General features: G+C 60.0%; 22 protein-coding genes. 11 read left to right on the plus strand and 11 right to left on the minus strand.

All coding sequences use genetic code 11. The features are described 5' to 3' along the window. Window positions 1–118 precede the first annotated feature (118 nt). Entirely contained in the window at window positions 119–1,261 is a 1,143-nt protein-coding gene (earP, locus tag Q8X48_RS08925; RefSeq protein ID WP_126049999.1) for an elongation factor P maturation arginine rhamnosyltransferase EarP, read from the plus strand. Between the two features lie 48 nt (window positions 1,262–1,309). Continuing rightward, window positions 1,310–1,879, plus strand: a complete 570-nt coding sequence (locus tag Q8X48_RS08930) for an elongation factor P (protein ID WP_007955690.1) — start codon at window positions 1,310–1,312, stop codon at window positions 1,877–1,879. Window positions 1,880–2,052: 173 nt separating this feature from the next. Here Q8X48_RS08930 and Q8X48_RS08935 read toward each other — a convergent pair whose 3' ends face one another. The 4 genes from Q8X48_RS08935 to Q8X48_RS08950 form a co-directional block, all read right to left on the minus strand. Continuing rightward, window positions 2,053–3,066: an alpha/beta hydrolase gene (locus tag Q8X48_RS08935; protein ID WP_407800474.1), complete on the minus strand. Its 1,014-nt coding sequence runs from the start codon at window positions 3,064–3,066 to the stop codon at window positions 2,053–2,055. Between the two features lie 34 nt (window positions 3,067–3,100). Beyond that, window positions 3,101–3,520: an organic hydroperoxide resistance protein gene (locus Q8X48_RS08940; RefSeq protein WP_095966403.1), complete on the minus strand. Its 420-nt coding sequence runs from the start codon at window positions 3,518–3,520 to the stop codon at window positions 3,101–3,103. Between the two features lie 332 nt (window positions 3,521–3,852). Continuing rightward, complete coding sequence (locus Q8X48_RS08945) at window positions 3,853–4,314, minus strand: MarR family winged helix-turn-helix transcriptional regulator (protein ID WP_095966427.1); 462 nt, start codon at window positions 4,312–4,314, stop codon at window positions 3,853–3,855. A 67-nt stretch (window positions 4,315–4,381) separates the two neighbouring features. Continuing rightward, window positions 4,382–5,338 carry a LysR family transcriptional regulator gene (locus Q8X48_RS08950; protein ID WP_217837550.1) on the minus strand — a complete coding sequence of 319 codons (957 nt, stop codon included), beginning with the start codon at window positions 5,336–5,338 and terminating at the stop codon, window positions 4,382–4,384. Between the two features lie 125 nt (window positions 5,339–5,463). Between Q8X48_RS08950 and Q8X48_RS08955 the strand changes: the two genes are divergently transcribed. Further along, the gene (locus tag Q8X48_RS08955) at window positions 5,464–6,198 is read left to right on the plus strand and encodes a sulfite exporter TauE/SafE family protein (protein ID WP_407800581.1); all 735 of its coding nucleotides are present in this window, start codon (window positions 5,464–5,466) and stop codon (window positions 6,196–6,198) included. Here Q8X48_RS08955 and Q8X48_RS08960 read toward each other — a convergent pair. Then, window positions 6,188–7,042 carry a LysR substrate-binding domain-containing protein gene (locus Q8X48_RS08960; protein ID WP_116580071.1) on the minus strand — a complete coding sequence of 285 codons (855 nt, stop codon included), beginning with the start codon at window positions 7,040–7,042 and terminating at the stop codon, window positions 6,188–6,190. The genes Q8X48_RS08955 and Q8X48_RS08960 overlap by 11 nt on opposite strands. Window positions 7,043–7,137: 95 nt before the next feature. Between Q8X48_RS08960 and Q8X48_RS08965 the strand changes: the two genes are divergently transcribed. Then, window positions 7,138–7,353, plus strand: coding sequence for a DUF1127 domain-containing protein (locus tag Q8X48_RS08965; protein WP_007973532.1), 216 nt, complete (start codon window positions 7,138–7,140; stop codon window positions 7,351–7,353). An 80-nt stretch (window positions 7,354–7,433) separates the two neighbouring features. After that, window positions 7,434–8,663 carry a winged helix-turn-helix domain-containing protein gene (locus Q8X48_RS08970; protein WP_407800473.1) on the plus strand — a complete coding sequence of 410 codons (1,230 nt, stop codon included), beginning with the start codon at window positions 7,434–7,436 and terminating at the stop codon, window positions 8,661–8,663. Between the two features lie 87 nt (window positions 8,664–8,750). Here Q8X48_RS08970 and Q8X48_RS08975 read toward each other — a convergent pair whose 3' ends face one another. Continuing rightward, window positions 8,751–10,097: a class II 3-deoxy-7-phosphoheptulonate synthase gene (locus Q8X48_RS08975; RefSeq protein ID WP_007973530.1), complete on the minus strand. Its 1,347-nt coding sequence runs from the start codon at window positions 10,095–10,097 to the stop codon at window positions 8,751–8,753. Window positions 10,098–10,247: 150 nt separating this feature from the next. Here Q8X48_RS08975 and Q8X48_RS08980 point away from each other — a divergent pair, with 150 nt between their 5' ends. After that, window positions 10,248–11,003: a spermidine synthase gene (locus Q8X48_RS08980; RefSeq protein ID WP_217837552.1), complete on the plus strand. Its 756-nt coding sequence runs from the start codon at window positions 10,248–10,250 to the stop codon at window positions 11,001–11,003. Between the two features lie 124 nt (window positions 11,004–11,127). Here the strand turns inward: Q8X48_RS08980 and Q8X48_RS08985 are convergent, their stop codons facing one another. After that, window positions 11,128–11,919 carry a crotonase/enoyl-CoA hydratase family protein gene (locus Q8X48_RS08985; protein ID WP_407800472.1) on the minus strand — a complete coding sequence of 264 codons (792 nt, stop codon included), beginning with the start codon at window positions 11,917–11,919 and terminating at the stop codon, window positions 11,128–11,130. A gap of 423 nt (window positions 11,920–12,342) precedes the next feature. Here Q8X48_RS08985 and Q8X48_RS08990 point away from each other — a divergent pair, with 423 nt between their 5' ends. Continuing rightward, complete coding sequence (locus Q8X48_RS08990) at window positions 12,343–14,016, plus strand: DEAD/DEAH box helicase (RefSeq protein ID WP_007973525.1); 1,674 nt, start codon at window positions 12,343–12,345, stop codon at window positions 14,014–14,016. A gap of 89 nt (window positions 14,017–14,105) precedes the next feature. Here the strand turns inward: Q8X48_RS08990 and Q8X48_RS08995 are convergent, their stop codons facing one another. After that, window positions 14,106–14,873, minus strand: coding sequence for a DODA-type extradiol aromatic ring-opening family dioxygenase (locus Q8X48_RS08995; protein WP_407800471.1), 768 nt, complete (start codon window positions 14,871–14,873; stop codon window positions 14,106–14,108). A gap of 102 nt (window positions 14,874–14,975) precedes the next feature. Here Q8X48_RS08995 and Q8X48_RS09000 point away from each other — a divergent pair, with 102 nt between their 5' ends. Continuing rightward, window positions 14,976–15,632, plus strand: coding sequence for a thiopurine S-methyltransferase (locus Q8X48_RS09000; RefSeq protein WP_126050011.1), 657 nt, complete (start codon window positions 14,976–14,978; stop codon window positions 15,630–15,632). Window positions 15,633–15,827: 195 nt separating this feature from the next. Here the strand turns inward: Q8X48_RS09000 and htpX are convergent, their stop codons facing one another. Then, window positions 15,828–16,718, minus strand: coding sequence for a protease HtpX (htpX, locus tag Q8X48_RS09005; RefSeq protein WP_007973520.1), 891 nt, complete (start codon window positions 16,716–16,718; stop codon window positions 15,828–15,830). A 317-nt stretch (window positions 16,719–17,035) separates the two neighbouring features. Then, window positions 17,036–18,247, minus strand: coding sequence for a pyridoxal phosphate-dependent aminotransferase (locus Q8X48_RS09010; protein WP_007973513.1), 1,212 nt, complete (start codon window positions 18,245–18,247; stop codon window positions 17,036–17,038). Between the two features lie 226 nt (window positions 18,248–18,473). On the opposite strand from Q8X48_RS09010, the gene msrB reads away from it, so the two are divergent. The 3 genes from msrB to Q8X48_RS09025 all read left to right on the plus strand — a co-directional run bounded on the left by msrB (window position 18,474) and on the right by Q8X48_RS09025 (window position 20,008). Continuing rightward, window positions 18,474–18,869, plus strand: a complete 396-nt coding sequence (gene msrB, locus Q8X48_RS09015; protein ID WP_407800470.1) for a peptide-methionine (R)-S-oxide reductase MsrB — start codon at window positions 18,474–18,476, stop codon at window positions 18,867–18,869. Window positions 18,870–19,064: 195 nt separating this feature from the next. Continuing rightward, complete coding sequence (locus Q8X48_RS09020; protein ID WP_095966413.1) at window positions 19,065–19,550, plus strand: glutathione peroxidase; 486 nt, start codon at window positions 19,065–19,067, stop codon at window positions 19,548–19,550. After that, window positions 19,547–20,008: a MarR family winged helix-turn-helix transcriptional regulator gene (locus tag Q8X48_RS09025; protein WP_102675394.1), complete on the plus strand. Its 462-nt coding sequence runs from the start codon at window positions 19,547–19,549 to the stop codon at window positions 20,006–20,008. Before Q8X48_RS09020 ends, Q8X48_RS09025 begins: the two co-directional genes overlap by 4 nt. On the opposite strand, the gene Q8X48_RS09030 is transcribed toward Q8X48_RS09025, so the two are convergent. Then, the gene (locus tag Q8X48_RS09030; protein WP_407800469.1) at window positions 19,992–22,313 is read right to left on the minus strand and encodes a hybrid sensor histidine kinase/response regulator; all 2,322 of its coding nucleotides are present in this window, start codon (window positions 22,311–22,313) and stop codon (window positions 19,992–19,994) included. The two genes, Q8X48_RS09025 and Q8X48_RS09030, sit on opposite strands and share 17 nt — an antisense overlap. Window positions 22,314–22,416 lie beyond the last annotated feature (103 nt).

Consider the following 22,416-nt stretch of genomic DNA (forward strand, 5'->3'; position numbering starts at 1 on the left):
TTCCTGGCGAAAGGTCACTGGCGAGTGGCGATTGTCGCATGAAGAATAATCGTCGTCGGCTCTTCTGCACGGGGTAATTTATGCGGACAATCGGCGCCTTTGCCAACGGGAGCCTGGAATGCCTGAACTGAAAACCCGCTGGGATATTTTTTGCACCGTGGTCGACAACTTCGGCGACATCGGCGTGACCTGGCGACTGGCCCGGCAACTGGTGGCCGAACATGGGCTGGCGGTGCGTCTATGGGTCGATGATCTGCGAGCGTTCGAGCGCCTGTGTCCGCAAATCGATATCCACGCCGCGCAGCAATGGCAGCAAGGCGTAGAAGTGCGCCAATGGCCAGCCGAGTGGCAACGGACTGAAGCCGCCGATGTGGTGATTGCTGCATTCGCCTGCCAATTGCCGAGCGCCTATATGGATGCCATGGTCGAACGGGAAAAGACTCCGCTGTGGATGAACCTCGACTACCTGAGTGCCGAGGACTGGGTGATCGGCTGTCACGGTTTGCCCTCGGTGAAGTACAAAAGCGTTCAGAAGTTCTTTTTCTTCCCGGGTTTCCAGAAGGGCACTGGCGGATTGTTGCGTGAGCGCGGATTGCTTGAGCGTCGTCGGCAATTTCAGCAGGACCCGCAAGCTCAAAGAGAATTCCTGCACGGTTTAGGGATTGATCCTGCACCCGGTGCACAGTTGATCTCATTGTTTGCCTACGAAAACACCGGGTTGGCCAGTTGGCTCGATGCGATGGCTGGCGATTCGACGGCCACTCATCTGCTGGTGCCGGAAGGGCGGATTCTCGGCGACGTCGAGTCTTGGCTCGGTGTTCAGGGGCTGGCGGCCGGTGCCGTGCATGTGCGTGACGCCTTGACTGTGCAAGTGCTGCCATTCGTCCGTCAGGACCAATACGACAGCTTGCTGTGGTGCTGCGATTTCAATGCCGTGCGTGGCGAAGATTCCTTTGTGCGCGCTCAATGGGCGGGCCGGCCATTTCTCTGGCACATCTACCGGCAGGAAGAAGATATCCATCTGGACAAGCTCGATGCTTTCCTCGAACTCTATGTGAAGGGGCTATCGGACCCTGCGCGAGAGGCGATCAGCGGTCTCTGGCGGGCCTGGAACGCCGGTGAAAAAATGCCCGACCACTGGCAATCCACCCGTAAACACTGGCCAGAGCTGGAAAAACACGCCGAGGCGTGGTGTCTGGAACAGGCCTTGCAGGCCGATCTTGCCACGGCGCTGGTACAGTTTTATGGAAATTGGATATGATACGCGGCCTAGATTTTTGTAAATCCCATCCAAATTCGGATATTCGCAATGAAAACTGGTAAAGAACTCAAACCCGGTACCGTGATCCGTATCGACAACGATCCTTGGCTGGTTCAGAAAGCTGAATTCACCAAGTCCGGTCGTAACAGCGCGATCATGAAGACCAAGCTGAAGAACCTGCTGACCGGCTACAAGACCGAAACCGTATACGGTGCGGACGACAAGCTGGACGACGTGATCCTCGACCGTAAGGAAGCGACCCTGTCCTTCATCAGCGGCGACTCCTACACGTTCATGGACACCACCGACTACACCATGTACGAGCTGAACGCCGAAGACATCGAAAGCGTTCTGCCATTCGTGGAAGAAGGCATGACCGACGTTTGCGAAGCCGTGTTCTTCGAAGGCCGTCTGGTTTCCGTAGAGCTGCCGACCACCATCGTGCGTCAGGTTGACTACACCGAAGGTTCCGCTCGCGGCGACACTTCCGGCAAGGTAATGAAGCCTGCCAAACTGAAGAACGGTACCGAGCTGTCGGTTGCTGACTTCATCGAAATCGGCGACATGATCGAGATCGATACCCGCGAAGGCGGTTCCTACAAAGGCCGTGCCAAATAAGCACTGCTTGAGGAATGAAAAAGCCCGACCATTGAGTCGGGCTTTTTTGTGCCTGAAATATTCCACCCTGTAGGAGCGAGCTTGCTCGCGATGGACTTGAAGGCGACGCGTTTCATCGGGTAATACGCGTTATCGTTAACCTCCATCGCGAGCAAGCTCGCTCCTACAGTTTTTTATTTCAGGTGTTGCTTGAGCTCTTCAGACGCCTGCAACATCGCCGAACGCACCGCCGGCACCTGGCTCACCACGTTGAGCAAACCGTAGTCGTGGATCATGCCGTTGTACCGCACCGAGGTCACCGGCACTCCGGCTTCATCGAGTTTGCGGGCGTAGGCTTCGCCTTCGTCGCGCAACACGTCAGCACCGGCGGTCTGTACCAGCGCTGGTGGCAAGCCTTTCAACTGGGCGGTGGTTGCGCGCAGAGGTGAGGCGTAGATCTCGTTACGCTGGTTGGCGTCGGTGGTGTAGTTGTCCCAGAACCACTTCATCGCATTTCTGGTGAGGAAGTACCCTTCGGCAAACTGGTTGTAGGAGGCGGTTTCGAAGTTGGCATCCGTCACCGGCCACAGCAACACCTGGAACTTGATCGCCGGGGTTCCCTTGTCCTTGGCCATCAGTGCAACCACGGCCGCCATGTTGCCGCCGACACTGTTGCCGGCTACCGCCAGGCGCTTGCCATCGACGTTGATCTCCTTACCGTGCTCGGCCACCCATTTTGTCGCGGCGTAAGCCTGGTTGATCGCCACCGGGTAGTGGGCTTCCGGCGACGGCGTGTAGTTCACGAACACCGCCGCTGCCCCAGAACCGGCCACCAGGTCACGCACCAGCCGCTCGTGGGTCGGGAAGTCCCCCAGTACCCAGCCACCGCCGTGGAAGAACATAAACACGGGCAGCTCACCCTTGACCCCGGCCGGCCGGACGATGGTCAGGTTCAGCGGTTGGCCATCGACTTGAATGGTCTTCTGGCTGACATCGGCTTTTGGCAGTGTCAGTTTCACCCCGGCCTGCGCGCCCGTCAGCACGGCGCGGGCGTCTTTCGGGCTGAGTTGTTCAAGCGGCTTGCCGGTACCGGCATTCAGCACATCGAGGAACGCCTGGGTGTTGTGTTCAACCCCATTACTTGCGAACGCACCGTTGATCGACAGAGCGAGAAGGGTACCGGTCAAGACTTTGCTGAAAGTGTTCATGTTCGTTTCCTGTTCGGGCCTGGGTAGTCAGCGCTTAGACGGTTACGTGCAGACGTACATCGACGTTGCCACGGGTGGCATTGGAGTACGGGCAGACCTGGTGGGCGGCGTCGACCAGTGTCTGGGCATCGGCTTGTTCAAGACCTGGCAGGCTGATGTGCAGGTCGATGTCCAGGCCGAAACCGCCAGGGATCTGGCCGATGCCGACATGGGCGGTGATCGACGCGTCGCTCGGGATGCTGCGCTTGGTCTGGCTGGCGACGAATTTCAGGGCGCCGATGAAGCAGGCGGAATAGCCGGCGGCGAACAGTTGCTCAGGGTTGGTGGCTGCGCCGCCGGCACCGCCGAGTTCTTTCGGCGTGGCGAGTTTGACGTCGAGGATGTTGTCGCTGGAAACCGCACGACCGTCACGGCCACCGGTGGAAGTTGCGATTGCGGTGTAGAGAGTTTGCATGGTGAAAGCCTCGTTCAGGGTTTGATTTTTTGCGCTAAATGTTTGCGCGCTAAGTAAGTGCGAAATGAATGTATCGCGCTAATGTTTTGCGCGCAAGATAAATTTTCAAAGAAATTTGAGAAAAAACGAAAGGTTGTGAGGCGGTTTGGGTTGGAAGTATTGAGTTAGAGCTGTCGGTGGGCAGGAGAAGGTGGCTGACCCGGTTCTTCAGTACTGCGCAAAACCAGTGTGGGAGCGAGCCTGCTCGCGATTGCGGTGTGTCAGTCAACATCTATGTTGAATGTGACATTGCATTCGCGAGCAGGCTCGCTCCCACAGAGGGGGGCTTGAAATTACAGGCTGTCTTGCAGGTGGCGACGCAGCGCTTGCAGCTCCGCTTGCAGGTTCTGCAGGCGCTCCAGCGTCATCCCGCTGGCGCCGAGGATGCATTGGGGAATATCACGCGCCTTGTCGCGCAACGCCCGGCCCTGTTCGGTGAGCTCGACGATCACCACGCGTTCATCTTCGCGGCTGCGGGTTCGGCTGAGCAGGCCTTCGGCTTCCAGGCGCTTGAGCAGCGGCGTCAAGGATCCAGGGTCGGTCAGCAATCGCGTGCTGATTTCGCCTACCGTCAAGCCGTCCCTTTCCCACAACACCATCATCGCCAGGTATTGCGGGTAGGTCAGGCCCAGCGCTTGCAGCAAGGGCTTGTAGACCTTGGTCATCATCAGCGAAGTGGAGTGCAGGGCGAAGCAGGCCTGATTATCCAGTAGCAGGTTGTCGCAGTTGTCCGGGGTGTTGCGCTCGGTGCTCATGTCGAAGCCTTGATCTGTGATCATTGGAATCTAGCGGGCGAATCTTTAATGCGCCAGATAATTTTGATCAGTGCCGTTGCAAATGGGTTTGCAACAGCAGATCCCAGGGCGGAACCGGGCTGAAGCGGGTTTTCAGGTACTCCAGCAACAAGCGGCTACGGGGGTTGGGTTGTTGTTCCAGGCGCAAGGCATAGATGCCGGTGTTTTCCGGTTTCGGCAGACCGCTGTCGCAGAACAGCGGCAGCAACTCACCCCGTAACAGGTACTCGCTGGCCAGCCAGGTCGGCAGGTGCGCGATACCCAATCCGGCCAATGCGCCGCATACCAGCGCCTCGGCATTGTTGGCGCTCATGCGCACCCGTGCCGGCCGATGCAACTGCATGTGCCCGTCCCGTTCGAAACGCCAGGCGAAGGGCGGGGCCAGACCATCCCAATCGAGTCCGTCGTGTTCATTCAGCTGTGATGGATCGCTCGGCACGCCGCGTCGTCGCAAATAGTCAGGGCTGGCGCAGGCAATACGCACCATGCTCGCCAGTGGCGTGGCCACCAGCCGGGTGTCGGCCAATTGCCCGGCGCGCAGCACCAGATCGACCTTGCCGAGGTTCTGGCCCTGCATGTCGACGAAACTGTCGATCAGATGCAGTTGCACATCGAGTCCCGGATAGAGCATGAGGAAGTCGGCAATCACCGGTGCCAGGTGCCGGCGCCCAAAGGCTGCTGGCGCATCGATACGAATCAGGCCTTCCGGCGCGCTGCTCAAGGACACCGCCTCGGCCCGGGCCAGGCGCAACTCGGCGACGATCCGCCGTGCTCGCTCGGCGAAGGCCAATCCTGCCGGGGTAGCGCGCACCGCATGCGTGCTGCGGATGAACAGCTGACTGCCGACCGCGTTTTCCAGGCTGTCGATACGCCGTGCCACGGCCGAAGGGGTCATCGGATGACGGCGCGAGGCGGCGGAAAAACTGCCGGTTTCCAGTACATCGAGGAATAAAGCCAGTTGGTCGGTCAATTGGTTGGGATTCATGGCAAGTCTGTGCTTGTGCGAATTTGGCACAGCCATTGTGCGTCGCTGTGCGTTTCCGTGCCATAAGCAACTGCGTAGGATCAATGGCGTGATGTGAGGAGAAATTGGCCGTGATTGAGTTTCTGATGTACCTGGTATTCGGTGCCTTACTGGGCACGCTTGGCGGTTTGTTCGGAATCGGCGGTGGCCTGATTGCCATTCCGCTATTGGGCGTGCTGTTCGGGCTCGATCAGCAGATTGCCCAAGGCACGGCATTGGTGATGGTCGTACCGAACGTGATGCTGGCGCTGTGGCGCTACCATCAGCGCAACCGGATCGAGCGGCAACACGCGTTACCGTTGGCCATCATGGGGTTCTGCTTCGCCTGGCTCGGATCGATCTGGGCGGTGGGCATCGATGCGCGAACCATGCGCATAGGGTTTGTCGCGTTTCTGATCGCACTGTCGGCGTACAACTTCGTTCGCATGTTCGCCTCCCGCACCACGGCGGCGTCACAGATGAACTACTCATGGCCCTGGCTGGGCGTGCTTGGCGCTGCATCCGGCACAATGGGTGGGTTGTTCGGCGTGGGGGGCGCGGTGGTGGCGACACCGGTGTTGACCAGTCTGTTCGGTACCAGTCAGGTGGTTGCGCAGGGGTTATCGTTAGCGCTGGCCTTGCCGAGCACGGGGGTGACGCTGGTGACTTATGCCGTGCACCATCAGGTCAACTGGGGGATCGGCTTACCGTTGGCGGTCGGGGGGTTGATGAGCATCAGTTGGGGTGTGAAGGTTGCCCACGCCTTGCCGGAGCGGCTGCTGCGCGGGCTGTTTTGCGGGTTCCTGGTGTTCTGTGCAGTGACGCTCGCTTTTAAAGTTTGAAGCCATCAATGATGTGTTCGGCCAGGCACTCGGTGATCGGTGACGGGTTATGCAGGTTGCGCACGAGCATGATACTGGCCTCGGGCAGCAACGGCAGATCCTCGGCTTCACCCAGAATGCGCATGTCCGCGGTGATCAGGCTTTCAAGTTGCGCGGTCACTGCCAGGCCGGCGCTGACCACGGCCATGATCGCCGACAGGCTGTCGCTGTTGTACGCCACCCGGTAATCGCGCCCCCGGGCATCCAGGGCATTGCACGCCCACTGGCGGCAGAAGCAATCGCTGTTGAACATCGCCAGCGGTAGCGGCGTCTGTTCGTGGGCGCTGTAGCATTGCGCCTCGGCCCAGACAAAACGTTCCTTGCGCAACAACTGACCGATTTCGCTGCCCGGTTCGCGGGTCACGATGGACAGGTCCAGGTCCTGGCGCATCAACAGCTGTTTCGATGATTCGCAGTGCACTTCGATCTGGATCAACGGATAGGACTGGGCAAACCGGCGCAGAATCCCCGGGAGAAATCGCATCACATAATCGTCCGGCGTACCGATGCGCACCATGCCGACCATGTCGGGTTCACGCAGGGTATTGAAGACCTCGCTGTGCAGCTTGAGGATCCGTCGCGCATAGCCCAGCAGCACCTGGCCTTCGGCCGTCAGCCGCACCTGCCGTCCGTCGCGCTGGAACAGCTGACGCTGCAGCACATCTTCTTCCAGTCGTTTCATCTGCATGCTGACGGCTGACTGGGTGCGGTTGACCATTTCGCCGGCGCGGGTAAAGCCGCCCTGGTCGGCGATGGCGACGAAGGTGCGCAGCACTTCGGTATCGATACTCGGGTAGGCCGACATCCATCAATCTCCGAGATATGTGACATCAGAAACATTCGTTGGATTGATCTTAGACCCGGCGCGAGACTGGAGCCATCCAAACGGAGGGCAACAAGATGAAAGGTCAACATGAGTTCCATGGTGCGGAAAAACACTCGATTCATCTGATATCCGATCTGCTGCACAAGGTCGGCCGCTGGTACGAACTGCATCGCGAGCGCGAACTGCTGGCGAGCTTGAGCGACGAAGCACTCAAGGACATCGGCATGAGTCGTGCGGATGTGGAGAACGAGTCGATCAAACCGTTCTGGAGCGACCCGATGCATAAATGACCCGATCAATAAATGATGAATGCCACGCTACACAAACCCCTTACCGGTGAGGTAGGTTGCGAGCAGACAAGGAGATGCCCATGCCCGCAACATTGTCCTTTACCCTCAAACAGGCTCGGCGTCTGGCGCTGGCCGCCCAAGGGTTCAACGGGCGGCAGTCGCCAGCGGCGATCAAGGCTGTTGCGCTCAACCGACTGATCGAACGGCTGGGCATTTTGCAGATCGATTCGGTCAATGCACTGGTGCGTTCGCACTACCTTCCGCTGTTTTCCCGCCTCGGCCATTATTCCCCGGACTTGCTCGACCAGGCAGCCTGGAGCCAGGGCCGGCGTCGAACACTCTTTGAGTATTGGGGCCATGAAGCCTCGTTGTTACCTCTTTCCCTATACCCGCTGATGCGTTGGCGCATGCAGCGAGCGAGCCGTGGCGAAGACATCTATCAGCAATTGGCGCGTTTTGGGCGTGAGCAGCAAGACACGATTCGTCGCGTGCTGGCATCGGTCGAGCAGCAGGGCGCGCTGGGTGCCGCAAGCCTGTCAACTCGTCAGGAGCGTGCCGGGCCCTGGTGGGACTGGAGTGCGGAAAAGCATGCGCTGGAATGGTTGTTCGCTGCCGGTGAAGTGACCGTTGCCGGACGGCGCGGGTTCGAAAGGCTCTACGATTTGCCGGAACGGGTGATTCCCTCGGCGGTTCTTGCGCAGCCCATCCTGGATGAAAATGACGCCCAGCGCGGCCTGTTACGGCATGCGGCAACGGCCTTGGGTGTCGGTACGGAGAAGGATTTGCGTGACTATTTCCGCCTGAACCCTGCGGACAGTCGTCCACGTTTGGCCGAGTTGGTCGAGGCCGGTCAATTGCTGATCTGCGAAGTCCAGGGCTGGCGACAACCGGCCTATTGTCTGCCTGAGCCGAAGGTGCCGCGCAAAGTCGCGGCCAGTGCCTTGCTCTCGCCGTTCGATTCGCTGATCTGGGAGCGCAGCCGCACGGAGCGGCTGTTTGATTTCCGTTATCGGCTGGAAATCTACACACCGCAGGACAAGCGCGTTTACGGCTATTACGTGCTGCCGTTTCTGCACAACGAACGGATTGCCGCACGGGTCGAGCTGCGTGCCGAGCGGGCGGCGGGTCGTTTGGCTGTGCATGCGGTGCATGAAGAAGAAACGGGGCTGGATGACGAGGGGATGTTGGCGTTGGCGGTCAATCTGCGGCAGATGGCGGATTGGCTGGGGCTGGCGCAGGTTCAGTTGAACTGCCCGCGGGCGAGTGCGGCACGGTTGCGGGTGGCATTGGCACAGATTGATGGTGACTGAACTGGCCCCTTCGCGAGCAGGCTCGCTCCCACAGGGGAACGAGGCCCAATGTGGGAGCGAGCCTGCTCGCGAAGGGCGCGGCGCGATTTAACGCCGAACCTGCTTCAGCGTTTCAGCAATCAAAAACGCCAGTTCCAGCGACTGATCGGCATTCATCCGCGGGTCGCAATGGGTGTGGTAGCGATCCGACAAACCGTCCTCGGTAATGGGCCGCGCACCACCGATGCACTCGGTAACGTTCTGCCCGGTCATTTCGATATGGATACCACCGGCATAACTGCCTTCGGCTTCGTGCACCTGGAAGAACTGCTTCACCTCGCCAAGGATCTGCGCGAAGTCGCGGGTCTTGTAGCCGCTGCTGGCCTTGATGGTGTTGCCGTGCATCGGGTCGGAACTCCACAGCACCTGCTTGCCTTCACGCTGGACGGCACGGATCAGTTGCGGCAAGTGATCGCCGACCTTGTTCGCGCCCATCCGTGCGATCAGGTTCAAGCGGCCGGGATCGTTGTCCGGGTTGAGCACGTCGATCAGGCGAATCAGGTCGTCGGGGTTCATGCTCGGGCCGACCTTGACCCCGATCGGGTTGTTCACCCCGCGCAGGAATTCGACGTGGGCGCCATCGAGCTGGCGGGTACGGTCGCCGATCCACAGCATGTGCGCCGAGCAATCGTAGTAATCGTTGGTCAGGCTGTCGCGCCGCACGAAAGCTTCTTCGTAGTTCAGCAGCAGCGCTTCGTGGGCGGTGAAGAAACTGGTCTCGCGCAGCTGCGGCGAACTGTCCATGCCGCAGGCGCGCATGAACGCCAGGGTTTCATCGATGCGATCGGCCAGGTGGCTGTATTTTTCCGCCAGCGCCGAGTTGGCGATGAAGTCCAGGTTCCACTTGTGCACCTGATGCAGATCGGCAAACCCGCCCTGGGCGAACGCGCGCAGCAGGTTCAGCGTGGCGGTGGACTGGTGATACGACTGCAACAGGCGCTCGGGGTCCGGCACGCGGCTTTTTTCGTCGAAACCGATGCCATTGACGATGTCGCCACGGTAGGCGGGCAGCGTCACGCCATCAATGGTTTCGTCGTTGGCCGAACGCGGCTTGGCGAACTGCCCGGCCATGCGCCCGACCTTGACCACCGGACAGCCGGCGGCAAAAGTCATCACGATGGCCATCTGCAGCAACACCTTGAAGGTGTCACGGATTTTCGCCGCGGAGAATTCGGCGAAGCTTTCGGCGCAGTCGCCACCCTGCAACAGAAACGCGCGGCCCTGGGTCACCTCGGCAAACTGACGGCGCAACTCACGGGCTTCACCGGCAAACACCAGCGGCGGATAGCTGGCCAGGGTCTGCTCGACCTGCTGCAAATGCGCGGCGTCGGGGTATCGGGGTTGTTGCTGGATCGGCAGGGCGCGCCAGCTGTCAGGACTCCAGGGTTGGCTCATCACGGTCTCTAGTGTTTTCGCTCGGACGTCCATGTTATCAGCAAATTAGTGCGTGACCTGTTCCCGTCGCATCGCTGACAATCTCGCCTTTGCCGCTCTCTACACGCGGTGTTATTGCGTTGCCGGCCCCGGTGACGGTCAGGAGATGAAATGACTGAGGAACGCGTCGAGCATCTGCTCGCCGAGGTACAGGACGAGTTCGGTGTGATTCGTGTGCTGGAAGTGGCCGATTACCGTTTTCTCGAGTTCGGTGATGCCATCGAGCAAAGCTGCGTGTTCACCGCCGATCCGAGCTGGCTCGAGTACGACTATACCCGGGCGATGCTGATCGGCGCGTTGTGCCATGAACTGCCCGAAAGCGCACTGTTTCTCGGTCTTGGCGCCGGTACGCTGACCCAGGCCTGCCTCAAGTTCCTGCCGCTGGAAGATGTCGAAGCCATCGAGTTGCGCCCGGACGTGCCGCGCCTGGCCATTGAATATCTGGGGCTGGATGACGATCCACGCCTGTACATCCGCGTTGGCGATGCGCTGGAGTTGCTGGACAGCGCAGAATCGGCGGACCTGATTTTCGTCGACCTTTATACCGATGTCGGCCCGGGTGTCGGGCATCTGGCCTGGAGTTTCCTGGAAAACTGCCAGAAACGATTGAATCCGGGTGGCTGGCTGGTGATCAATCAGTGGGCTACCGACGATGGCAAACCCCTGGGCGCCGCCTTGTTGCGCGGTTTGTATCACCGGCACTATTGGGAGCTGCCAGTGAAGGAGGGCAACGTGATCCTGATCGTGCCTTCTGAGCTGGATCAGGAGCTGGACATGGACGGCCTGGTCGCCCGCGCCGAAACGCTGGCGCCGCGGCTGGGGTATTCGTTGCAGTCGTTGATCAAGGCGATTCGCCCGGCAACCTGATTAATTGATTGTCTGGACGGGCCCCTTCGCGGACAAACCCGCTCCCACAGTGGATCTTTGGAGCTCGCCGGACTCTGTGGGAGCGGGCTTGCCCGCGAAAGGGCCATCAAAGCCAATGTAAAAATCAAAGCCCTTTGAAGACCCCAGGCCGCCGCTCCACCATTGACCGCACACCTTCCTTGACGTCCTCGCTCGCCATCAACTTCTTCACCAGCAGCGGCAACGCCTGTGCCGCTGCGGTTTCCCCTTCGTAGCGGGCCTGTCGCGCAGACATCAATGTCGCTTGAACGCCGAGCGGCGCCTGACGGGCGATCCGTTCGGCCAGTTCAATCGCCCGGGGCAGCAAGTCCTCGCTGGCCATGACCTCCTGCACCAGACCCAGGTGCAAGGCGTCACGGGCGTCGAATTCATCCCCGGTCAACAGCCAGCGCATGGCATTGCCCCAGCCGGCCACTTGATGCAGGCGCAGGGTGGCACCGCCGAACGGGAAGATCCCGCGTTGCACTTCCATCTGCGCGAACCGGGTGTTGCTGGCGCACAGGTTGATGTCGGCGGCCAGCATCAGCTCGATGCCGATGGTCAGGCAATAACCCTGGGCGGCGATAATGACCGGTTTGCTGACCCTGGGGCCGGCGAATACCGCCCAGGGATCACAGCCGCCGGGTGGAACCTGCCAGCCATCTGCCAGTGCGACGCTGGCATTGACCAGGTCGAGCCCGGCGGTAAAGTGCTCGCCATGAGCGAACACCACCGCCACGCGCGCTTCGCTGTCGGCCTCGAATTCGCCATAGGCCAGGCTTAGCGCGTTGAGCAGGTCGAGATCGAAGGCGTTGCGCTTGGCCACCCGATCCAGGCCGATCAGGAACACATGGCCGCGCCGTTCGCGGCTGACTCGACTGGAGCTGGACTGATTCATGGAGCGGTCCTCGGGGGGGGAAAGGCGTGCGGGGACCTGCGGTCTGCACGGTAAAGGGTGAACCGTTTTAGCGCCATCACCCGCAAGGCCGGGCCTTTGAAAAATAGACGGCTGACCGATTATTCGCAAAGCCTGTGACACAACGGTGTATCCGGTGGATTTCCGATAAAAAAAGCTCCCTTTTTTGACGAATTCCGGTATAGTGCGCGCCGGCCTTTAACCGGGCCGCGTTTAGGTAGCGCAATTCCCCGAAGCCAGCTTCGGCTGCACGTCCGCCCAGCGGACTCTTCCTTTACGATTCTTTTCATTCATTCGTTTTCGCAAATCCCCGCCGACAAAGCTGCCAGGGCGACTCTTGAGTCTCAACACGGCATGTGCAGCTTTGGAGCATGGGTCTTTGCGGATGCACTTAGAGGCAGACCCATGACCCAGGAAATCGGCGGCTTCGCCGCTCTTGAACTTCATCCAAATATTGTCGCTGCAGTAGTCGCTACCGGCTATGAAGAGCCTTCGGCCATTCAGCAGCAGTCGATCCCGATCATTCTCGCCGGTCACGATATGATTGGTCAGGCGCAAACCGGTACCGGTAAAACCGCTGCCTTTGCCCTGCCAATTCTGCACCGCATTGATCCGTCCAAGCGCGAGCCGCAAGCTCTGATCCTGGCCCCAACTCGTGAGTTGGCGCTACAAGTTGCAACCGCTTTCGAAACCTACGCCAAGCAAATGCCGGGCGTGACTGTTGTGGCTGTCTACGGCGGCGCGCCGATGGGCCCACAACTGAAAGCAATCCGTAATGGTGCACAAATCGTTGTCGCCACTCCGGGCCGTCTGTGCGACCACCTGCGTCGCGACGAAAAAGTACTGGCGACCGTGAACCACCTGGTTCTCGACGAAGCCGACGAAATGCTCAAGCTGGGCTTCATGGACGACCTGGAAGTCATCTTCAAGGCGATGCCGGAAACCCGTCAGACCGTACTGTTCTCGGCAACCCTGCCTCAGTCGATCCGTGCAATCGCCGAACGCCACCTGCGCGATCCGAAGCACGTCAAGATTCAGAGCAAGACCCAGACCGTTACCGCGATCGAGCAGGCTCACCTGCTGGTTCACGCTGACCAGAAGACTTCGGCCGTTCTCAGCTTGCTGGAAGTGGAAGATTTCGACGCCCTGATCATGTTCGTGCGCACCAAGCAAGCGACCCTGGACCTGGCCAGTGCCCTGGAAGCCAAAGGCTACAAAGCCGCTGCGCTGAACGGTGACATCGCCCAGAACCAGCGTGAGCGCGTGATCGACTCCCTCAAGGATGGCCGTCTGGACATCGTTGTGGCCACCGACGTTGCCGCTCGTGGCCTGGACGTTCCGCGCATCACTCACGTGTTCAACGTTGACATGCCGTACGATCCAGAGTCCTACGTTCACCGTATCGGCCGTACCGGCCGTGCCGGTCGCGAAGGTCGTGCACTGCTGCTGGTGACTCCGCGTGAGCGCCGCATGCTGCAAGTGATCGAGCGTGTAACCGGTCAGAAGGTTGCTGAAGTTCGCCTGCCGGACGCTCAAGCCGTTCTGGATGCGCGCATCAAGAAACTGACCAACAGCCTGTCGCCGCTGGTGGCCGAGGCCGAGTCGACTCACGGTGATCTGCTCGATCGCCTGACCGCTGACATCGGTTGCAGCCCGCGTGCCCTGGCCGCAGCCCTGCTGCGCAAGGCAACCAACGGTCAAGCGCTGAACCTGGCCGCTATCGAGAAAGAGCGTCCACTGGTGCCGAACAATGCACCGCGTGGCGATCGTCCAGAGCGTTCCGGTGATCGTCCTGAGCGTGGCGACCGCGAGCGTCGTGCTCCGATGCCACTGGGCGAAGGCCGTGCACGTTGCCGTACCGCGCTGGGCGCGCGTGACGGTATCGCCGCCAAGAACCTGCTGGGCGCCATCCTCAACGAAGGTGGTCTGGCGCGTGAAGCGATCGGTCGCATCCAGGTGCGTGACAGCTTCAGCCTCGTCGAGCTGCCGGAAGATGGTCTGGAGAAGTTGCTGACCAAGCTGAAGGACACTCGCGTTGCCGGCAAGCAGTTGAAGCTGCGTCGCTACCGCGAAGATTGATCCGCTCTCGGGCTGATTGATCGAACATGAAAAATCCCCGACTGGTTCGGGGATTTTTTTGTCTGTAAAAAAGATCGCAGCCTATTTGGCTAGCCGAAGCGATAGATGTCCATGCCCAGTGCGCCCATGGTGAACCCCTGGTGGGCAATGCTGAACTGCCCACCGGCGGCGCGGGCAAAGTACAGCGGCAACAGGTGTTCGTCGCTGGGGTGGTTGCGCACGGCATGCGGTGCCTGCGCGCGATAGTCATGCAGTGCGGCTTCGTCGTTCGCTGCGAGTTTCTCGATCATCCAGTCGCGAAACGCCAGCGCCCAGGGCTCAACGCTCTCAGGGCCGGCGTGCCAGTCCAGCTCCCGCAGGTTGTGAGTGATGCTGCCGGAGCCGATCAGCAGGACGCCGTGCTCGCGCAGGCTGGCCAGCGCATGGCCAACGCGGGTCTGCAGATCGGGGCCGGAGCGGGTGGGCAGCGAAACCTGGACAATCGGGATGTCTGCTTGCGGGTACATCAGCGATAAAGGCACCCAGACGCCATGGTCGAAAGGCCGATTGCTGTCGATGCGCGCAGGAAAGCCAGCTGTTTTCAGTAGCTCGGTAACCTCTGCAGCGAGTCGTGGGTCGCCGGGTGCCGGGTACTGGACCTCGAACAGGGCTTTGGGGAAGCCACCGAAGTCATGCCAGGTTTCAGGCTGCGGATTGCCGCTGACCAGCAGCTCATTGCTTTCCCAGTGCGCAGACACAATCACGATGGCTTTGGGCCTGGGTATTTCGGCGGCCAGGCGGGCCAGTGCCGGCCCGCTGGCACCGGGTTCCAGGGCGAGCATGGGGGAGCCGTGGGATATGTACAGACTGGGGAACATGAATGAGCTCCTGAGAGTTAAGATGCAACATCTTCAGTCAGATCATTAATCTAAATCTAATATAAGTTTTAGGGTGTTTTGATCGAATTTTCGGGGTTATTTATGCAGCCGGAGTTTTGGCACAAGAAATGGGCGGCGAATCAGATCGGCTTTCACCTGCCGCAGGTGAACCCTTATCTGAAACGGTTCTGGCCAGCGTTAAGCCTTGAAGAGGGGGCACGCGTGTTGGTGCCGTTATGTGGAAAAAGCCTGGATTTGCTTTGGCTCGCCCATCAAGGCCATGAGGTCCTGGGAGTCGAACTGTCGGAAAAAGCCATCGAGGAGTTTTTCAGCGAGCATGGCTTTGATCCGGCCGTCAGTGAACAGGGGCCGTTCAAGGTCTATCGGGCAGGATCCATCGAGCTTTGGTGCGGCGATTTCTTTGAGCTGACGGCCGGTGACACGGCTGATTGCTCCGCGCTCTATGATCGCGCCGCGTTGATTGCGTTGCCGGCGAAGATGCGTGAGCAATATGCGGCGCACCTGAATCGGATTCTGCCGAAAGAGTGTCGCGGATTATTGATCACGCTCGACTATGACCAGGTACAGATGGACGGACCGCCGTTTGCCGTGCTCGATGATGAGGTGCAGCGATTGTTGGGCGCGTCATGGTCGCTGAAGGTTCTGGAGGATCAGGACGTACTGAGTGAGAGCGGGAAGTTCCTGGAGGCGGGTGTGACGCGACTTGAGGAGCGGGTGTATAGGGTTTCCAGTCGATAATATTAGGTGTTAGCGCCGGCCTCTTCGCGGGCAGCCCGCTCCCACATGGGGTTGGGCCAGTCGTAAGGTTCTGGTTTAACCTGGTCAACTGTGGGAGCGGGCTTGCCCGCGAAGAGGCCCTGAAAAACACTGAAGCTTTCGAGCAGAAAAAAAGGCCCGCATCGCTGCGGGCCTTTTCATTTGCGGCGGAGCCTCTTAGCCGCGGCGACGAGCCAGGGCGTCGATACGCTCTTCCAGTGGCGGGTGGCTCATGAACATGCGAGCGAACCCTTGCTTGATGCCACCATTGATGCCGAAGGCGTTCAGGGTGTCGGGCATGTGCACTGGCAGGCCTTGTTCCGCCCGCAGGCGCTGCAGGGCGCCAATCATCGCGGCGGTGCCGGCCAGGTTTGCACCGGCTTCGTCGGCACGGAATTCGCGCTTGCGCGAGAACCACATGACGATGGCGCTGGCCAGGATGCCCAGAACCAGTTCGGCGAAGATGGTCGCCACGTAGTAGGCAATGCCCTGGCCTTCTTCGTTCTTGAAGATCACCTTGTCGACGAAATTGCCGATGATCCGGGCGAAGAACATCACGAAGGTGTTCACCACGCCCTGGATCAGCGCCAGGGTAACCATGTCGCCATTGGCCACGTGGCCGATTTCGTGGGCCAGGACGGCTTTCACTTCATCGGGCGAAAAGCGCTCGAGCAAGCCCTGGCTCACGGCGACCAGTGCGTCGTTCTTGTTCCAGCCGGTGGCGAAGGCGTTCGCCTCGTAGGCGGGGAAAATACCGACTTCGGGCATCTTGATCCCGGCTTCGCGGGACAGTTGCTCGACGGTTTGCAGCAGCCATTGCTCGTGACGGGTGCGTGGCTGGGTGATGATCTGGGTGCTGGTGCTCATCTTCGCCATCCACTTGGAGATGAACAGCGAGAACAGTGAACCGGCGAAACCAAAGACCGCACAGAAAATCAGCAGCTGATTGAGGTTGAGGTCAACCCCATTGGCCGCCATGAACCCGTTGAAGCCGAAAAGGCTCAGGGTGATGCTGGCAATCAGCACGACCGCCAGGTTAGTGGCCAAGAACAGCAGGATGCGCATCATGGTTGTAGAAATCTCCTCATGCTAAAGATGTAGCGTACTGCGGGGTATATAAGGTGCTGCACCGGGGTATTCAACCGGGTGACTATTTCAAACTGTGTCCTACGGCAATAGTTTAGCTGCTTGCAGGGCATTTCCGACGCGAGTGCAGGAAGTGTTTGTCAGTCAATTCATGTCGAACGCCCCGCCTTTGTTAGGCGCGAGCAGGCACGGCGTGGTTCGGCAGCGGGCAAAACGACTGCCAGTGACGCAATGCAAACAAATGTTGCCGGATGAAAATCACCGTGCGACGCGCAGGCGTGTCGCACGGTGCAGGGCGCTTACTGGCGGTAGGACTTGAGGAAGCCGCCGATGCGTCCGATGGCCATCTCCAGGTCATCGACACGTGGCAGGGTCACGACGCGGAAGTGGTCTGGCCATGGCCAGTTGAATGCGGTGCCTTGAACCACCAGCAGCTTTTCGGAGAGCAGCAGGTCGAGGACGAATTTCTCGTCGTTGTGGATCGGGCAGACTTTCGGGTCGATGCGCGGGAATGCGTACAGCGCGCCCATCGGCTTGACGCAGCTCACGCCCGGAATGTCGTTGAGCAATTCCCAGGTGCGGTTACGCTGTTCGAGCAGGCGACCTTGCGGCAGCACCAGGTCATTGATGCTCTGGTAGCCACCCAGGGCGGTCTGGATCGCATGCTGGCTGGGCACGTTGGCGCACAGGCGCATGTTCGCCAGCATGTCGATGCCTTCGATATAGCTCTGGGCGTGGTGTTTCGGACCGGAAATGGCGATCCAGCCGGAACGGAAACCGGCCACGCGATAGGACTTGGACAGACCGTTGAAGGTCAGGCAGAGCAAATCCGGTGCCAGGGAGGCGGTGCAGATGTGCACGGCATCGTCGTAGAGGATCTTGTCGTAGATTTCGTCGGAGAACACCACCAGATTGTGCTGGCGAGCCAGTTCCAGCATGCCCAGCAGCACTTCCTTCGAATACACGGCGCCAGTCGGGTTGTTCGGGTTGATGATCACCAGGGCCTTGGTGTTCGGGGTGATCTTGGCCTTGATGTCGGCCAGGTCCGGCCACCAGTTGGCTTGCTCGTCGCACAGGTAATGCACCGGATTGCCGCCGGACAGGCTCACGGCGGCGGTCCATAGCGGGTAGTCAGGCGCAGGCACCAGCACTTCGTCGCCATTGTTGAGCAGGGCCTGCATCGACATCACGATCAGTTCGGAAACGCCATTGCCCAGGTAGATGTCTTCAATGCCGACGCCTTCTACCTGCTTTTGCTGGTAATACTGCATCACGGCCTTGCGCGCACTGAACAGGCCCTTGGAGTCGCTATAGCCCTGGGCGGTCGGCAGGTTGCGGATCACGTCCTGGAGGATTTCATCCGGCGCTTCGAAACCAAAAGGCGCCGGGTTGCCGATGTTCAGCTTGAGGATGCGATGGCCTTCCTCTTCCAGGCGCTTGGCGTGCTTGAGCACCGGGCCGCGAATGTCGTAGCAGACGTTGGCGAGCTTGTTCGATTTGCTGACCTGCATGGCGATGTGTTCCCGAAAATGAACGATCCAGACGGCGTTTGGACAGCCGTGCTGGGAATCCTGCGTATTCACACAGGCCTGACGCCTTGAGATGCAGCACCCATATTTCCGTTTGAATGCGCGTGGTCTGGCTGCCAGACTGGCGTTTGACGAGGCGCAATCATACGTGCCGCCCGATCCGTGGAAAAGGTACAGATCGGGCTTTTTCAGCCGCTGAGGTGTGATGATGGAAAAGTTGGAAAAAACCCTGGAAGAATGGAAGGCGATGCTCGATCCGGAGCAGTACAACGTGTGCCGCCTCAAAGGCACCGAACGGCCGTTTTCCGGTAAATACAACGCCACCAAAACCGACGGTGTCTACCACTGCATCTGCTGTAGCGAACCGCTGTTCGACTCCAGGACCAAATTCGATTCCGGCTGCGGCTGGCCGAGTTTCTACGCGCCGATCGGCGACAGCGCCATGACCGAGATCCGTGATGTCAGCCACGGCATGATCCGCACCGAAGTGGTCTGCGCCAAATGCGATGCGCACCTGGGGCATGTTTTCCCTGATGGCCCACTGCCGACCGGCCTGCGTTATTGCATTAACTCGGTGTGCCTGAACCTGGTGCCCCGCGAGTAATGCGAGCCCTGTAGGAGCGAGCTTGCTCGCGATGGACCAGAGAGCAACTCGGAGCACCAGGCTTCCCGCGTTATCGTTGACGACCATCGCGAGCGAGCTCGCTCCTACAGTGGATTGGCGTTCGATAATTTAAATTGCACACAATTCAATTGCTCGCTATGTTTGGCTCATCTTCCCGAATCCGGAGCTTTCATCATGAGCGACAACCTGCTGAGCATCCCTTGCACCACGATCAAGGGGGAACAAAAGACCCTGGCGGATTTCGCCGGCAAGGCCGTGCTGGTGGTCAATACGGCCAGCAAGTGCGGTTTCACTCCGCAATACAAAGGCCTGGAAGCGTTGTGGCAGACCTACAAGGACCAAGGCCTGGTGGTGCTCGGTTTTCCCTGCAACCAGTTCGGCAAGCAAGAGCCGGGCAATGAAGGGGCGATCTCCGAATTCTGCGAGCTGAACTTCGGTGTCAGCTTCCCGCTGTTCAAAAAGATCGAAGTCAACGGCGCCGGCGCACACCCTTTGTTCGTGCAGTTGAAAAAGCGTGCTCCGGGTGTGCTGGGTTCCCAGGGCATCAAGTGGAACTTCACCAAGTTCCTGATCGGCAAGGACGGGCAACTGGTCAAGCGCTTCGCCCCGGCGACCAAGCCGCAGGACCTGACCCGCGAGATTGAAGCCCTGCTCAAATGAACACCTTGTCCGTCGATTCCCTGAAGCTCGACAGCCAGCTGTGTTTCAAGCTGTACGCAGCTTCCCGTGCGGTCATTCGCGCCTACAAGCCAATGCTCGATCAGTTGGGCCTGACCTACCCTCAGTACCTGGCGATGCTGGTGCTGTGGGAGTGGCAGGAAGCAGCCCCCGAGCAACCGACCGTGAAGGCATTGGGGGAGCGTCTGGCCCTGGATTCCGGCACGCTGACACCCTTGCTCAAGCGCCTCGAACAAATGCATCTGGTGCAGCGTCAGCGTTCGGCGCGCGATGAGCGTGAAGTGCACCTGAGCCTGTCGCCAGCCGGAACGGCCTTGCGCGATCAGGTCGGGCCACTCAAGGCGCGGTTGTTGTGCGACAGTGGGGTCGACCTGAATCGTCTCAACGACTTGCGCGATGGTCTCGATCACCTGTTGGGGCAGATCAGGACGCTGTCGTAGCGGGGATCCACAAGTCCAGCAGGGCGGCCAGTTCTTCGCGCCGGAAGGGTTTGGCCAGGTAGTCGCTCATGCCCGCGGCACGACAGCGTTCGCGCTCCTCCGACATGGCGTTGGCCGTCAGGGCGACGATGGGCAGCTGGGGCCAGCGTCCGCTGCGGCGGATTTGCCGGCTGGCCTCATAGCCGTCCATCACCGGCATGTTGCAGTCCATTAGCACCAGGTCAAACTCCCGTTGTTCGAGTTGATCCAGGGCCTCGGCCCCATGAGCCGCGGTGGTGACCTCGCAGCCGAGTTTGCCGAGCATGCCCTTGGCCACCAGCTGGTTCACCGGATTGTCTTCCACCAGCAGCACGCGCCCACGGCGTAGCGGGCATTGCGTTTCGAGCCGGACATCGTTGATCGGCTGAGGTTGTGGCTGCAGGATCCGCCGCAAGCTCTGATACAGCGTATTGCGGGCCAGGGGGCGTGCCTGTTGTTGCAGGGGGGCGAGGGCGTTTACCTCTTCGCTGGGCATGAAATTGCCATACGCGGTGATCAACAGGATCGGCGCACTGAGGGCTGGGCGCAAACTGAACAGGCATTCGGGGCAGTCGGTGATGAGTACGTCGGCTGCCAGGCCAAGCAGTGAGTCATCCATGGAACGCCGTTCATAGTCCAGGCCCCAGCCAGGCAACAGGCTGTTCAGCAGTTCGCCCAGCCCGCTGCTGGCGGCCGTGATGGCGACGACTTTGCCATTGAGCGAGGCAGCAGGCATTGCGCGGGTATGGCTGGGTAATGGCAGATCCGCGCAGAACTGACTGCCAAATCCCGCTTCGGAGCTGATCGTCAGGCGCCCTTGCATGGCTTCGCAAAGGTTGCAGGTCAGCGCCAGGCCCAGCCCGGTGCCGCCAAATTGGCGGGTAATACCGGCTCCGGCCTGGGTGAAAGGCTGGAAGATCCTGGCCTGGGCTTCCTGAGGGATGCCGATGCCGGTGTCGCACACTTCGATTCTGACGCCGTCCCCGAACGTTGACAGGCGTACGTCGACACGCCCGAAACGGGTGAACTTGAGGGCGTTGGACAGCAGGTTACTGACGATCTGCCGCACCCGGGTCGGATCGCCGAGCACCAGTGCCGGGAAATGCGGATCGATCAGGCAGGTCAGTTCGACGCTGGGGGCGGCGTTCTGCGACAGCAGGTTGGCGGTGTCCTCGATCAGCGAACCGAGGTCGAAGGGGATGTGTTCGAGTTCGAGTTGACCGGCATCGAACTTCGACAAATCGAGGATATCGTTGAGCAGTTCCACCAGAACCTTGCCCGAGTCATGGGCAATCGACAGCTGTTGCTGTTGTTCGGCATTCAGCGGTCCGTCGAGGGACAGCGCGATCATCCCGAGCAAGCCATTGAGGGGCGTGCGGATTTCATGGCTCATGTTGGCCAGGAACACCGAGCGGGCTTCGGCCATGTCGAGGGCGGTACTGCGCGCGGCTTCCAGTTCCTCGTTGGATTGGCTCAGCCGGGTATTGATTGCCTTGAGTTCGGCGGTGCGGGCCGAGACGATGTTTTCCAGTTGGCCAAGGTATTCGGTCAGGCGGTTTTCCGCGTTGCGCCGCTGCCGGATTTCGGTGGCGATGTTTTTGAATTGCTGGTTGGCAACCTTGACCAGAACACCAATCTCATCGTTGGCGTGCCCGGCAGGACACTCCAGCGACGTCGGTTCGGTGTTGCCCGGGTCGCGACCGCTGAGCTCACGGATCACCCGCACCAGGGGTTTGGTCAGCATCACATAGAAGAGTGCCAGCAGGATGCCGGACAGCAGAAGGCTGCGGGCGAAGCCATTGATCAGGGTCACTTCGGCCCGGCGCAGGAACCGGTTGCCGAAGGCGTAGGTATCGACCTTCAGCCGCAGCGTACCCAGGGATTCGTTGGGTAAATTATCCAGGTAAAGCCGGTCTTCGAACTGTCGGCTGGCACCGAACAGGAAGTCGCTGAACATCCGGTAGCCGTTTTGCACCTCGGGTCGCTTGGCGTTGGCCAGCACGGTGCCGTTGTTGTCGGTCAGTTTCGCGCCGATGATCGCCGGCGAGCGCAGCAGGCCCTGGGTCAGTTCCTTGGCGAGTTCGGCGTCGATGTTGTAGGCGATTCGCGAGGCCGGGTTGTGGCTGATTTCCAGTAATGAAAGGATTTCACGATTGATGGAAGCGTCTTCACTGGCATAATCGATGCCTATTTGCAGCAGGCTGAGCAGCGTGCCCAGAATGAAACCGACCAGCACGGTAAGCCGGGCTTGCTTGAATGACAGCCGGTTGGTGAATTTGATGTCCATGGGGGGGTGAACCACTTCCGTTTCCTTTCGCTGCTCAAGCATAGTCGATCATGCCTGCCTGTTGATGTTCTCGCGAGGCCTGTACTGCGGGGGCAGCCGCTTG

Origin of the sequence: Pseudomonas sp. QLc11A (genome assembly GCF_052112305.1) — a bacterium.
GTDB lineage: Bacteria > Pseudomonadota > Gammaproteobacteria > Pseudomonadales > Pseudomonadaceae > Aquipseudomonas > Aquipseudomonas laurylsulfatiphila.

Coding starts and splice junctions, on each gene's coding strand:
- earP (WP_126049999.1), top strand. CDS start 119: ATGCCTGAACTGAAAACCCGCTGGGATATTTTTTGCACCGTGGTCGAC.
- Q8X48_RS08930 (WP_007955690.1), top strand. CDS start 1,310: ATGAAAACTGGTAAAGAACTCAAACCCGGTACCGTGATCCGTATCGAC.
- Q8X48_RS08935 (WP_407800474.1), bottom strand. CDS start 3,066: ATGAACACTTTCAGCAAAGTCTTGACCGGTACCCTTCTCGCTCTGTCG.
- Q8X48_RS08940 (WP_095966403.1), bottom strand. CDS start 3,520: ATGCAAACTCTCTACACCGCAATCGCAACTTCCACCGGTGGCCGTGAC.
- Q8X48_RS08945 (WP_095966427.1), bottom strand. CDS start 4,314: ATGAGCACCGAGCGCAACACCCCGGACAACTGCGACAACCTGCTACTG.
- Q8X48_RS08950 (WP_217837550.1), bottom strand. CDS start 5,338: ATGAATCCCAACCAATTGACCGACCAACTGGCTTTATTCCTCGATGTA.
- Q8X48_RS08955 (WP_407800581.1), top strand. CDS start 5,464: ATGTACCTGGTATTCGGTGCCTTACTGGGCACGCTTGGCGGTTTGTTC.
- Q8X48_RS08960 (WP_116580071.1), bottom strand. CDS start 7,042: ATGTCGGCCTACCCGAGTATCGATACCGAAGTGCTGCGCACCTTCGTC.
- Q8X48_RS08965 (WP_007973532.1), top strand. CDS start 7,138: ATGAAAGGTCAACATGAGTTCCATGGTGCGGAAAAACACTCGATTCAT.
- Q8X48_RS08970 (WP_407800473.1), top strand. CDS start 7,434: ATGCCCGCAACATTGTCCTTTACCCTCAAACAGGCTCGGCGTCTGGCG.
- Q8X48_RS08975 (WP_007973530.1), bottom strand. CDS start 10,097: ATGAGCCAACCCTGGAGTCCTGACAGCTGGCGCGCCCTGCCGATCCAG.
- Q8X48_RS08980 (WP_217837552.1), top strand. CDS start 10,248: ATGACTGAGGAACGCGTCGAGCATCTGCTCGCCGAGGTACAGGACGAG.
- Q8X48_RS08985 (WP_407800472.1), bottom strand. CDS start 11,919: ATGAATCAGTCCAGCTCCAGTCGAGTCAGCCGCGAACGGCGCGGCCAT.
- Q8X48_RS08990 (WP_007973525.1), top strand. CDS start 12,343: ATGACCCAGGAAATCGGCGGCTTCGCCGCTCTTGAACTTCATCCAAAT.
- Q8X48_RS08995 (WP_407800471.1), bottom strand. CDS start 14,873: ATGTTCCCCAGTCTGTACATATCCCACGGCTCCCCCATGCTCGCCCTG.
- Q8X48_RS09000 (WP_126050011.1), top strand. CDS start 14,976: ATGCAGCCGGAGTTTTGGCACAAGAAATGGGCGGCGAATCAGATCGGC.
- htpX (WP_007973520.1), bottom strand. CDS start 16,718: ATGATGCGCATCCTGCTGTTCTTGGCCACTAACCTGGCGGTCGTGCTG.
- Q8X48_RS09010 (WP_007973513.1), bottom strand. CDS start 18,247: ATGCAGGTCAGCAAATCGAACAAGCTCGCCAACGTCTGCTACGACATT.
- msrB (WP_407800470.1), top strand. CDS start 18,474: ATGGAAAAGTTGGAAAAAACCCTGGAAGAATGGAAGGCGATGCTCGAT.
- Q8X48_RS09020 (WP_095966413.1), top strand. CDS start 19,065: ATGAGCGACAACCTGCTGAGCATCCCTTGCACCACGATCAAGGGGGAA.
- Q8X48_RS09025 (WP_102675394.1), top strand. CDS start 19,547: ATGAACACCTTGTCCGTCGATTCCCTGAAGCTCGACAGCCAGCTGTGT.
- Q8X48_RS09030 (WP_407800469.1), bottom strand. CDS start 22,313: ATGGACATCAAATTCACCAACCGGCTGTCATTCAAGCAAGCCCGGCTT.